Origin of the sequence: Blastococcus sp. TF02A-26 (assembly GCF_003319125.1) — a bacterium.
Lineage (GTDB): Bacteria > Actinomycetota > Actinomycetes > Mycobacteriales > Geodermatophilaceae > Trujillonella.
On record NZ_QOHG01000016.1, the window covers coordinates 103,936 to 116,715 of the forward strand.

Consider the following 12,780-nt stretch of genomic DNA (forward strand, 5'->3'; position numbering starts at 1 on the left):
TCACGCGTCAGGCACCCGAGGCTCCGCAACTCGTGGTGACGGGTTCCCTAACGTGCCTACTGCATTGGACGGCGCACTCGACGACGGTCCACGACCGCGAGTTGATTAGACGGGCTGCCGGCTGGAACTCGGGACCCCGACACCGCGAGGCCGGCCTGACGTTCACCGACGTCCGCCGAAGTGCGAAAAGGACTGATGAGCGCTGGGTTACCGCTTTGCCGGACGATGGCGAACGAGCGCGAATCAAAATCAATTGAAGACAACTGCAACCACGATCGAATGAGCCAATTAATCGACCACATCGTCGTCGATGGTTGCGAGTAAGCCATCGCCGTCGACCCTCAGATAGTGCAACTGCTCCTCGCTGAGAGGCTGCACTAGCGGGAGGGCGGACTCCAGCATCTCGGGCAGACGAAACTTCGCACCCGTCCTACCCTGAGCGCGAGACTCCTTTAGATCGCAGATAATCTCGCGCCCACTGCTCATGGGAATAGCGACCGAAACAGCAGTGGCATTGTTTTCAAGCGGCTCCGTGAGCTCAAGCAATAGCGTGTCGCCGGAAGCCCTCGCCGGCTCGGCCGGACGAAACGCCAATGCAGCCCCAGACGATGCGATGAACCGCATCTCCGAGAACGTCAGATCCCGATCGTTCAAACGATCGAGTAGCACTCTGATGCCCAATCCGCCACTGTTACGGGCTTGGCCTATAGCGTTGAGTTGACCCGTGTCCGCGACAAATCCGACTCGGAAGTCATGCGCCTGGAGTCCCAGATATCCCTCGCGGGCATACCACCGCAACTCATCGGTGCCCAGGAAAGGGTTTCCGTCATCCGTGACGGCGAAGCCGCGCCCCCGGAGTCGCGGAAGCGCCTGCTGTACAAGGCTCTGAAATCGCTGCGACTCGGGTGGCACTGAGAGTCGAACGAGTTCGGAGAGATCGAGCCGCGCAGCGACTCGACTCCAGAACCCATCGTCCCCGACCTCGCCGAGATCAAGCAGAAACTGCAGGCTGTCAACGGTCAGCGGCCCACCCACCCCTGTCGCCCCAGGGAAGGAAAACTCGGACCCGCCACCGCCGATCCAGACCGCCTGTAGTAGGCGGGTGATTGCAGTAGCTTCTCCAAGACGGACAAGATTTTCGATGCTCTGAACAGCAGCCTGCGTTGAGTCCACATCGGATGACTGGGCACCCTCATAGCCCAGTTCCACCGTACGACTGGCGGTACGGGCTCGATCTTCATCGAGCAAGCCTCGGCCGCCTCGAACGACAGCCTGCGAGAAGAGTCGACCAACCACAGAAGCGTGTTGCCCAGAGCGCAGTTCAGTCAAAGAACCAGGCGTGGCCACCATGGCATCTCGACTTGTCGCAGCCTCATTTAGCAGTTCTTCCAGCGGGCCATCGCCATCATCCGTATCCGTCGACACCAGCTCGGCGAGAGGGAGCAGTAGCGGCGCGTCAGAAGCCAGCCAACCCAGATCGTCTATCAGGGAGATTTCTCGACTATCCGTCCGAATGAACACCTGACGAGAACCACTTGACGACCCTGTCCACCGCAGGACCAGATCTGGGGCAAAGCTATGATTGAAGTATTGCGTCTTCTCGATCGTCAGACTTTCGTCGGTCTCCCGAAGATAATTTACTACCGCCGTCTTGATGGCTTCAACGTTCTGTTCGGGATTTTCCGAGTCGAGATTTGCCAAAGTGGACTGCAGGCCGTTCTCCATTAAACGTCCTCCTCCTCAGTCTCTCGCTGCAAGATCCACCCGCGGTGCTTCTTCGACACGACAAGCTCTTCTTGCTTATCCGAGAGGACGATTAACCAAAGTTTGTCTGCAACTTGCTTGACCACGTCGGTGTCGATCAGCGCCCTAGCCTCGTCCTCACCCTCGAGGTCGAACACTCTCTTGCGGTTCTTGGGTTTCAATAGGCCGTCAACGACAGCCTTCTCCGTGAGCTGATCCGACCAGTTGTCGGCTCGAAAGGGAGACCACGTGATGTACATGTAGTGGTCGGCCAGTCGGGGATGATCACGACTGAGGACGTAGCATTGCGCTACAAACTTATCGTAATGTGTTCCTTGATCACGGGCGTTGTCGTACATTTTTGACTCCGCCACGAACAACTGATTATCGAAGGTGTCGCCTCGCATGATGCCGCCGAGGTCGAATGAAAACGGTTGGCCACCGTAGGGCCACTCGAAGGACAGGCGACCCACAGCCACCCTGTCCGCATTTGTCCAGGACTTGGCGACCCGTGTGGTGGCGTCGAGCCATCGCCTAGCCCGACGGGTGCCGTCCTCTCCCTTACGATGGTTGTCCTCCCCGACGGTCACGGGCGAATCTAAGCAGCCGCCGCTGACCTGCCAGCCAGCCACCCGGTCGGCTCGGTTCCGTCAAGATCACGGCTGCCGTCGGCGCCTGCGCGAATCCGCGCCTGCGCGCCGCCTGTGCGACGTGCCAGTGTCTGTTGAGCCAGTCGGCCGACAGCGTCCTGTCCTATGTCGGGCCGGCTGGCAATGGGGACAGCGTTACCCAAGAGCACGGGTTCTGGCCTCGGGCATGACCTGCCTTGCATCCGCGGATCGACATCTCCCGAGCGCCGCCACCCCCAGGACCGCTATGCGACCGTCAGCCAGTAGCTCATCGCGAGCCCGTCCGCTCTACACGCGCCCAGCGCGAACCGCCTCAAGGTCACGGACCGACACACGTCTTGCATCTGCGGTAATAGGCCCCGCTCCGTCACCGATGGCGGAGTGCTCGCGGGCGTCACCGGCGAGGCTCGACGTCTTGCTGCCCGTCGCGATCCTGAGTGGCTTTCGCAATGAGTGCCCGCCGGTGACGTCTGTCGGGGTTCGGGTGGTTGACGCCTGATAGGAGCCTCGGGCCGCGGCAGCCCGCAGATGCATGCGCTCCGCCCGTACACCGGCTTTCGCGAGCTCCTCGAACGCTGGAAGGAGTCGCGTGCTCGCCGGAATCGACACCCACAAGGACACCCTCGCGGTGGCCGTCATCGACCTCGCCGGCCGCTCGGTGCTCGTCACCGAGCTGGCCAACACCGAGGCCGGCTTCGACGCCCTCGAGGAACTGGTCAAGGAGCACTCGGTGGCCCGGGTCGGCATCGAGGGTTCGGGCAACTACGGCCGCGGCGCCGCCATTCGACTGGTGCTCGTCGGCGGACTGGAGGTCGTCGAGGTGCCGCCGAGCCTGACCGCTCGGGAACGCTCGGGCCGGCCCGGTGCCGGCAAGACCGACCCCGGCGACGCGGTCGCCATCGCCCGGCTCACCGCCCGCGAGACCGGCCTGCCCCCGGTCCGCCTGGCCGTCGGGCAAGCCGCTGACCTGCGAGCGCTGGCCGACTACCGCGCCCAGCTGGTCGCCGAGCGCACCGCGCTGGCCAGCCGCACCCACGCCGAGCTGCACGGCCTGCTGCCCGGCTACCAGGACCGGGTGCCGCGACTGACCGCGCCGACGTTCATCGCCGCCGCCACCGATCTGCTCGCCGGCGACACCAGCGTCCGCGCGACCCTGACCCGCCGCCGGTTGGTCCGGCTGGCAGAGCTGACTGCAGAAATCCAGGAGGTCCACGGCCTCATCACCGACGCGGTCCAGCAGGTGAAGACCGGGCTGACCGACCTCTACGGCCTGGGCCCGGTCAGCGCCGCGACGATCCTCGGCGAGGTCGCCGACATCCGCCGCTACCGCTCCCGGCACGCCTTCGCCGCCGCCAACGGCACCGCCCCGATCCCGGCCTCCTCCGGACGAACCAGCCGGCATCGGCTCAACCGCTCCGGTAACCGACAGCTCAACCGGGTGCTCTACACCATGGCGATCACCCAAATCCGCGCCGACACCGAAGGACGCGCCTACTACCTGCGCAAGCGCGCCGAAGGCAAGACCGGCCGCGAAGCCCTGCGCTGCCTGAAACGACGCCTCTCCGACGTCGTCTACCGAACCCTGCACGAAGACCTGGCGACTACCGCCCCGCCGGTGATGACCGGCTGAGGACGGTGAGTGCGGCAGCGACAAAACGGACGCGTCTCTACGGCCGAAGCCAGCTGCGCGACAGGCTCCCAGTCCCAGACCTGCTCTTCGCTGCGGTCAGTCCACCGCACCCACCGCCGACTCGGACGCTACGCCCGAGCCGCCTTGACACATAGGAGCTCATTTCGGCCAGTCGCCCGTCCCGGCGCTCAGCCGGGCAAGCAACAGGCGGACAGCTCATGTAGCTGACAAGGCGCTGGCGTCCGCGGTAGGTCGCGGTGCGGAGTTCGTGAGGGGTGGCCTCGTGCGTGCTGCCCAGGGATCGGCGTGGCTGAGGGATGCCGTCGACGCGAGCGACGGGGGCTCCATCCCGGAGTTCCGCGGGACCTGGCTACTGGAGAAGTGCGGCAGCCGTAGTGGAGTCCGCCTTTCTACGGTCCGCGGCCGTGATGACGCTGCACAAGTTGACGGCCGGGGACGGCTACACCTACCTCACCCGGCAGGTCGCAGCGTTCGACGCGACGGAGCGGGGTCACACGGGCCTGGGTGATTACTACTCCCAGCGCGGGGAGTCCCCTGGAAGGTGGGCCGGCAACGGCCTGGCCGGGTTCAGCGGCGTGAGCGCCGGTCAGCCCGTCGCCGAAGACCAGATGAAGTTGCTCTTCGGGGAGGGGCGGCATCCCGACGCGCTGCGGCTCGAGAGGGAGGCCCTGGCCCGGGGACAGGCGCCGCAGGAGGCGCGGGCGGCAGCAGCCTTAGGGCGGGCCTTCTACCTCTTCACTCCTCAAGCCGACGGCTTCCGAGCCCGCTGTTCAGAGGAGTTCGCCGCGTTCAATACTGCCCGCGGGCAGCCGCCCACAGCGCCGGTCCCGGACGGCGACCGAGCGAGGATCCGCAGCGACCTAGCCCGGGTCATGTTCGCCGAGGCCTACGGCCGCGCGCCACGCGATGCCCGCGAGCTGTCGGGGTTCCTCGCTCGGGTGTCGCGGCCGGCAACGACAGCGGTGGCTGGCTACGACCTCACCTTCTCCCCCGTCAAGTCGGTGTCGGCGTTGTGGGCTCTGGCGCCGCGGGAGGTGGCCGAGCAGGTCGAGGCCGCCCACGCCGCCGCGGTCGCCGACGCCCTGTCCTGGCTGGAAGCCAACGCGTCTTTCACCCGGCTGGGGACGGACGGGGTGCGGCAGGTGGAGACCACCGGGTTGATCGCCGCGGTGTTCACTCACCGCGACTCCCGCGCCGGCGATCCCGATCTGCACAGCCATGTGGCGGTGAGCAACAAGGTGCAGACCCGCGACGGGCACTGGCGGGCTCTGGACGGGCGGGTGCTGCACAAGGCCGCCGTCGCCGCCTCCGAGCGCTACGACACCCGGCTAGAGGCCCACCTCGTCACCCGCTTGAGGCTCCGGTTCGCCGACCGTCCTGGCGCCACCCCGGGACGGCGGACGGTGCGCGAGATCGTCGGCATGGAGGCCGCCCTCCTGACGGCGTGGTCGTCGCGGCGTCGGGACATCGACGCCCGCCGCGCGGTGCTGGCCGGCGACTTCCAGCGCGACCACGGCCGGCCGCCGACGGCGGTGGAGGCGATCGCACTGGCGCAGCAGGCCACGCTGGAGACACGCGGCCCCAAGCACGAGCCGCGCTCGCTCACCGAGCAGCGGGCCGCCTGGCGGCGAGAGGCCGCCGCCGTCCTCGGCGGGCCCGACCGCATCACCCGGATGCTCGGTCGCGTACTGGGCGCGCGAGGGTCCCCGCGCCCGGGGGTTACCGGGGCTTGGGTCCGGTCGGCCGCCGTCCGGGTGCTGAGCACCGTCTCGGAGGCGCGGGCCACCTGGCAGGTCTGGCACGTGCGCGCCGAGGCCGAGCGATTGGTGCGCGGCGCCGCACTGGCACCGGACGACGTTGACGTCGCGGTCACCCGGGTCACCGAGGGGGCGCTCTCCCTCGCTCTGTCTGTTCCGCTTGGTGAGTCGGAGCCGGTGGTCGAGCCGCCGGAGCTGCGCCGCTCGGACGGGGCCAGCGTCTACACCGTCGCCGGTGCCCGGCTCTACACCAGCAAGGCCGTGCTGGACGCCGAGGCACTACTCATGGGAGCCGCCGGCCGCAGCGACGGACGACGCGCCGATCCGGCCACCGTGGAGCTCGCGCTGCTGGAAGCCGCCGCCAATGGCGCCGATCTCAATCCCGGCCAGGCGCAGCTGGTGCGCGAGCTGGCCGGTAGCGGCGCCCGGGTGCAGTTGGCCCTCGCCCCGGCCGGCGCGGGCAAAACGACCGCGCTGGCGACCCTGGCCCGCGCCTGGACCGCCGGCGGCGGGAAGGTGCTCGGCCTGGCGCCGTCGGCCGTGGCCACCGCCGGGCTGCGCGACTCCTTGAAGGCTCCGTGCGACACGCTGGCCAAGCTCATCTGGTGCCTCGACGCCGAGCAGGCACCCGACTGGATGGCCGGCATCGGCCCGTCCACGCTTGTGGTCGTCGATGAGGCCGGCATGGCCGGCACTCGGGAGCTGGCCCGCGCGGTCGAGTACGTCTTGGGGCGAGGCGGGTCGGTGCGGCTGGCCGGCGATCATCAGCAGTTGACCTCGGTTGCCGCTGGCGGCGTGCTGGCCGAGATCGCCGCCACCCACGGCGCTGTCACCCTCACCCAGTTGGTGCGCTTCACCGACGCGGCCGAGGCCGCGGCCACCGTCGCCGTCCGGGACGGCGACACCCTCGGGCTGGGCTTCTACCTCGACTCCGGCCGGGTGCACGTCGGGGACCTGGCCGCCTGCGCCGAGCAGGCCTACGCCGCCTGGGCGGCCGACTCCGCCCGCGGCATGGACGCACTGCTGCTGGCCGCCACGCGGGACCTGGTCACACAGCTGAACCAGCGGGCGCAGGCCGACCGGCTGGCAGGCGCTGCCTCCTCCCCGGGCGCAGAGGTCGAGCTGGCCGACGGCACCCGCGCCGGCACCGGGGACCCGGTCATCACCCGCGCCAACAACCGGCGGCTACCGATCACCGCCACCGAGTGGGTGAAGAACGGTGACCGCTTCACCGTCCAGGGCGTCGGCCGGGACGGCGCACTCGACGTCGTCCACACCGGCACCGGACGGCGGATCACCCTGCCGGCGGGCTACGTCGCCGAGCACGTGCAGCTCGGCTACGCGACCACGGTGCACGGCGCCCAGGGCGTCACCGCCGACGTCTGCCACACCGTGCTCACCGGCGGCGAGTCGCGACAGCTGCTCTACGTCGCGCTCTCCCGCGGGCGCGTCGCCAACCACCTGTACGTGGCCACCGTCGGCGATGGCGATCCGCACAGCATCGTCACCCCCGCCGCCGTGTCACCGCCCACCGCCACTGACCTGCTGGCCGGCATGCTGGCCCGTGACGGCGCCCAGACGTCCGCGGCCGGCGCCCGCCGGGCGCTGGCCGACCCGGCCGAGCAGCTGCACGCCGCCGCCCTCCGGTACGCCGACGCGCTACGGGTCGCCGCTGACCACCGCCTGGATGCCACGACTGCAGAAGAACTGGAGAACGCGGCTGAGCGGATGCACGCCGGGCTGACCTGTGCGTCGGCGTGGCCGGCGCTGCGCGGACACCTGGCGCTGCTCGCGCTCACCGGCGCCGACCCTGTCGCCGTCCTGAGGACGACGGTCGAGGCGCGGGAACTGAATACGGCGAACGACCCCGCTGCCGTCCTCGACCAACGGCTGCCCGAGTTCGGCCCCGCCGGCCCGCTGCCGTGGCTGCCCGGCATCCCGGCGGCCCTGGCCGACGATTCGCGGTGGGGGCCCTACCTGACCGCCCGCGCCGACCACGTCACCGCCTGCGGGGCACGGGTCGCCTCCGCCGCGACCGAGATGACCGCGGCCACTGCGCCGGTCTGGGCCCAGCGCCTGCTGGGCCTCGACCACGAGGGACTGCGGGCCGACCTCGCCGTCTGGCGCGCAGCACTCGCCGTTCCCGACAGCGACCGGCGCCCCACCGGACCTTCCCGGCGGCCAGCTGCGGAACGCCGATCCCAGACGCGACTGGACGAGGCGGTGACCGCCGCCGCTCCCGCCCGGGACAGCTCGGTGTGGGCGGCGCTCGCCGACAGCATCGAACCCCGCATCCGACGCGACGAGCACTGGCCGGTCCTCGCCGACCGGCTGGCCGCCGCGGACCGCGCCGGTCTCGATGCCGCCGGCATGCTCGCCGCCGTCGCCGCACAGCGTCCCCTGCCCGACGACCTACCCGCCGCGGCCCTGTGGTGGCGGCTGGCCCCCCACGTCGCCCCGGCCACCGTTCCCGCGGCGCCGGGCGCGACCAGACCGCGCCCGGACTGGTGCCCCACCCTGGTGGGCCGGCTGCCCGATGAGCAGGCCCGGCGTGTACTGGCCGACCCCGCGTGGCCCGCGCTGGTCGCCGCCGTCACTACCGGCCTCCGCACCGGCTGGTCCCCCGCCGACCTGCTCACCGCCGCATTCGCCGGGCTGCCACCCGCGGTGACCGGCGACGCGGCCGGACTGGCCGAGGCGCTGGTCTTCCGGATTGCCGCCCTCACCGACCCAGCCCCCGTGCATCACCCGGAACCCCTGCCCGCCGATCTGCAGCCACCCGACGACGCGCACCTGCTGCCGCCCGTGCCCGCCCCCACGACCGCCACCGACCCGGCGGACGTGCCGCGCGGCGACGAGGACGCGCCGTTCGACCCCGACTACGACACCCCTCCCCCGGCGGCGCCGCCGCGGTACCTCACGCCGGACCCGTTCACCCTCACCAGCGCGCTCGATGCCGCCGACGACGCGGACTACCTGCTCGAGCAGCACTTCTGGGCCACCGCCGTCGTCGGCCGCGACCGGCTCATCGAGCTCAACACCCAGGCCGCCGCCTTCTTCACCGACCACTACTCCGACGCCTGGGCACCGGGCTACCTGCACGACCGGCTGGGCACCGACCTCACCGCCGATCCTCGCTTCACCCCCGGCTACGCCCCCGCCGGCTGGACCACGCTCGTGGATTCACTGCGTGGCCTCGGCGCCACCGACACCGAACTGGTCGCCGCCGGCCTCGCCCAGCACGCCCGCACCGGAACACTGATCGACCGGTTCCGCGACCGGCTCACCTTCCCGATCCATGACGCCGACGGCGCCATCGTCGGCTTCATCGCCCGCCGCAACCCCACCGCAGCCGACGACGGACGCGCCGGACCCAAATACCTCAACACCCCGGGCACCGACCTCTACCGCAAGGGCGAGCACCTGTTCGGGCTCCACGAGACCCGAGTCGCGCTCACCGGCGGAGCCACCTCAGCCCTCGTCGAGGGACCACTGGACGCGATCGCCCTCACCCTGGCCGGTGCCGGACACACGGTCGGCGTCGCCACCCTCGGTACCGCGCTCACCGACCGACAAGCCGACCTCCTCGGCCACTACATCCGCGACGACGGTCCCGGCATCCTCGTGGCCACCGACAACGACCCGGCCGGTCAACAGGCCGCCGAGCGCATCTACTGGCAGCTCACCAGCCGCGGCGACGACCCGCGCCGCCTTGCCCTACCCGAAGGGCTCGATCCCGCCGACCTCGTTCACCGTGACGGCGCCACAGGGCTGCGGAGAGCCATCGGCTCCTCACGCAGCCTCGCCGACATCCTGCTCGACGCGCGCCTCACCCCGGCCTCGCGCGACTGCAGCACGTCGGAACTGCAGGCGACGGTGCGTCACTTGGCCGCCATTATCGTCGCTCTGCCACCCAGTCGGTGGCTGGCACGCATCGACAGGGTCACCGAGGCCCTCGGCCTGCCGCCCGGCAGCGTCCACAGGGCTGTGGTCGACGCCGACCCACACACCTCGGCGCCTCGTAGGAGCACGGCCGGACCTCAACGGACGTCCCGCTCGACGCCCCGAAGCGAAGACTCCATACAGACGGCCCATGCGCGACAGGCGGCGCAGGGCAGCCCGCCCGACCTGCATCTCCTCCGGTAATGGTTCGTCATCCGAGACATCCACTGACGCCGAGATGAGGGCGATGTGTGACCCGACTGACCACACCGTCAGTGATCATGTGAGTACGTAAGACACGGGCACGGGCGAGATAGTGTGCGGCGGTGAGTGGCGGGCGAGGACCTGGCGGACGTGCCGGGGAGGCAGGCGTCCTCAAACAGGATCACCGCTGCGCCACCGCCTTCCTCGATGAGAGCGGTGCGATCCCAAAGGATCAGATCTTCGGGGTCGGGCTCCTCAAGGCTCCCGAGCCGTCGCGCCTGTTACGAGCTCTCCAGAAGGAGCGCGACCGCTACCACTGGTACAAGGAGTTCAAGTTCTCGGACGTGACCGTGAAGGTCCTTCCGATGATGAAGTCGATCGTGGACGTCGCGTTACAACCCGGCTTGACGGAGTTCTGGTGCTTCATCGCCGACAGGCACGAAGCCGACCCCATCGAACGTTTCGGTTCGGCATGGGGCGCCTACGGGAAGCTGGCGGAGCAACTGGTCACAGGGGCGATCCACCCCGACGGCGAGTTGGTGTCGATCCTGGCCGACAACTACTCGACACCCGACACGATCCTGTTCGAGGAGGAACTGAAGCGAAGCGTGAACCGCCGCCTCGCCCGGCTGGCCGTAACATCTGTGTGCCGACTCGACTCCAAGGCGGCCGACGGCTTACAGATGGCCGACATCCTCACGTCGGCCGTGGCGTTCGAGTTCCGCGCCGCTCTCGGCTTTGCCTCGCCGACCTCCCCTAAGGGTCAGTTGGCCGCCCACGTCCGACAGCGCCTAGGAGCAACGAGCTGCCTCAGCGGCTGGCGGAATGCCGCTCACAGTGTCGCGCTCTACGAGCACGGCTCTTGGACGCCTCCACCCCCACGGAGGAAAGTCTCGCGGCGCGGCGTTGCCCCACGGCAACCCGGCGCTATATAGTGCCGTCATCGGGTGTGGGCCCCTGGCCTAACAGCCCGTGACTTACGGAGACCGGCTCAGTCGTCTGACTGAGCCGGTCTCTTGTCGTTTGAGCCCTTGGCGTCCTTGGAGGCTAGCTCGTCGTCCGGCCGCACCGCGAGCAGTGCTCCAGCGCCTCCTCGGGGTCAAGCCAGTGAGGGTGACCCGCTCGTCCCGATTGCGGCGTTCGGTCACGCCGTTGCCAACTCCTGCACAGCGTCCAGGGGCCACGGGAGACCGTCAGCCTCGTCGCCAACCGCCTGAGACCGCCGCCACTCCGCCTCGGTGCAGACCCACACCACGGGGAAGTCCCGCCCCTGCATCGGGGCGCCCAGCGCACGCAACTCGATGGTGCCTCCGCCCGCTGTCGTCGCCTTCAGGACGTCGCCGCGCTCGATTGCCATAACCCCACGGTCCGCCCTGCCACAGGATCTGTGAAGAAAAATCCTCCGACGACGCGCTTACGGCAGATCGGTATGGCAGACTGTCGGCGACGGCCAGCGACCTTCCGGAAGGGGCATCGGCGTGGAGCCACAGAGCCCGGAATTCAAGCCCCCGTACATGTCCTTCCAGACTTTCTGGAAGTTCACCGAGGAGCTAGCGAACAAGCCGCTGCCGCCGCGCATCGACCGTTCGTTGATGAGCGGCAAGTCGGGCACGGATCAGGCAAACCTGACGAGCGCACTGGTGAGCTTCGGACTCATGGAGCCCGATGGCACCGTAACTAGTCGCCTCCAGCAGTTCGCGAGCGGCGACCAGGACGACCGGAAGAAGATGCTCGCCGAGATGGTGGAGGAGTTCTACCCCCGGCAGTTGGCCGTCTCGGCGGCCAACGCCACCAGCAATGCTCTGCATGACAGCTTCCGTGACTCCTTCGGCCTCTCATCGCCCGAGACTCGTCGGAAGTGCGAGACCTTCTTCCTGCACGCGCTGCGTCTTGCCGACCTTCCGTTCAGTCATCACTTCCCGCAGATCCGATCTGGCTCTGGGGGACCCGGGGTACCGAAGAAGCGCCCCGCTCGCAAAAAGCCGGCCGCGGCGACAGCGTCGCCGCCTATCCGGGAGACGTTCCAGGAGCCTGATGACGACCCCGCCGAACGCGATGGGTCAGGCGTCTACAAGCAGGCGGTGACCCTTCGAACCGGCGGCACGATGACGCTCTCTGTCAGCGTCAACCCGCTGACGCTGCGCGGTGCAGACCGGGACTTCTTCTACCAGATCGTGGACGCCCTCGCGGACTACGCCGAGGGCTCCGAGGACCCCCAGCCATGAGCTGGGTGGACGGCATCGCCATGACGAAGGAGATGGTCATGAGGAGGGCCTGAGCCCCCGCCGCCAGCGCCTTTAGAGAGGAGCGGCGGGGGCCAAGCGGTGGCCCGGCTGGGGTGCGGTCAACACCCTGGCCGGGTCATCGGCACGGGCCGGGGCATGGTTGCCAGGAGCGCCCCTTGAAAGGTCTCCCCGCGGGTCCGATCCCACCCGTCCGGTCCGCCGGTGATCCTAGTCCGTCAGTGGCTTGTAGGTCAGCCGCCGTCTACCCGTCTGGGCGATAAGGCTGTGCATCCGCGGGGTCGGATGCGAGGTTGCGCTCGATCGCGCCGAGGTGGTTCATCAGCGCGGAGTGGTCGTCAAGCAACGTGCGAGTCGAGAGCCGGAGCGCGATCCCTCTGTGCGCACGTCCCGTGCGGGGATCGGCTATCGGGACGGTGGGATCTGTCGCGGCGAGTGGAGCAGCCGGATCCCGCTGCTGTCGCGGTCGACGGCGGTGGCACGACTAAGCCTCGATCCACCGACGGACCTGGGCGCGCCCGGTGAGGTCCGGCGGAGTGGCCGCGGTGGTGCCGGGGCGTGAGGAAGTCGCCGGTCTGCCCGGCTTTCCACGGAGTCCTCGGTCGTCGGGG

The 12,780-nt window shown here is 69.1% G+C and carries 7 protein-coding genes; 4 read left to right on the plus strand and 3 right to left on the minus strand.

What is annotated here, in order from left to right; translation table 11 throughout:
* Nucleotides 1-288: 288 nt before the first annotated feature.
* Together DQ240_RS23145 and DQ240_RS17450 are read right to left on the minus strand one after the other, a co-directional pair.
* A complete protein-coding gene (locus tag DQ240_RS23145; RefSeq protein ID WP_147262016.1) occupies nucleotides 289-1,725 on the minus strand; it encodes a hypothetical protein in 1,437 nt (478 codons plus the stop codon).
* Nucleotides 1,725-2,333, minus strand: a complete 609-nt coding sequence (locus tag DQ240_RS17450; protein ID WP_147262017.1) for a hypothetical protein — start codon at nucleotides 2,331-2,333, stop codon at nucleotides 1,725-1,727. The genes DQ240_RS23145 and DQ240_RS17450 overlap by 1 nt, the downstream gene beginning before the upstream one ends.
* 628 nt (nucleotides 2,334-2,961) lie before the next feature.
* On the opposite strand from DQ240_RS17450, the gene DQ240_RS17455 reads away from it, so the two are divergent.
* From DQ240_RS17455 to DQ240_RS17465, 3 genes are all read left to right on the plus strand, one after another.
* Nucleotides 2,962-4,002, plus strand: a complete 1,041-nt coding sequence (locus DQ240_RS17455) for an IS110 family transposase (protein WP_113840890.1) — start codon at nucleotides 2,962-2,964, stop codon at nucleotides 4,000-4,002.
* A 428-nt stretch (nucleotides 4,003-4,430) separates the two neighbouring features.
* A complete protein-coding gene (gene mobF, locus DQ240_RS17460) occupies nucleotides 4,431-9,926 on the plus strand; it encodes a MobF family relaxase (RefSeq protein ID WP_233498799.1) in 5,496 nt (1,831 codons plus the stop codon).
* A gap of 122 nt (nucleotides 9,927-10,048) precedes the next feature.
* Nucleotides 10,049-10,861 carry a DUF3800 domain-containing protein gene (locus tag DQ240_RS17465; protein WP_113840892.1) on the plus strand — a complete coding sequence of 271 codons (813 nt, stop codon included), beginning with the start codon at nucleotides 10,049-10,051 and terminating at the stop codon, nucleotides 10,859-10,861.
* Between the two features lie 209 nt (nucleotides 10,862-11,070).
* Here the strand turns inward: DQ240_RS17465 and DQ240_RS17470 are convergent, their stop codons facing one another.
* Nucleotides 11,071-11,283, minus strand: coding sequence for a hypothetical protein (locus DQ240_RS17470; RefSeq protein ID WP_113840893.1), 213 nt, complete (start codon nucleotides 11,281-11,283; stop codon nucleotides 11,071-11,073).
* Between the two features lie 121 nt (nucleotides 11,284-11,404).
* Between DQ240_RS17470 and DQ240_RS17475 the strand changes: the two genes are divergently transcribed.
* Entirely contained in the window at nucleotides 11,405-12,151 is a 747-nt protein-coding gene (locus tag DQ240_RS17475; RefSeq protein ID WP_113840894.1) for a DUF5343 domain-containing protein, read from the plus strand.
* Nucleotides 12,152-12,780: the final 629 nt, after the last annotated feature.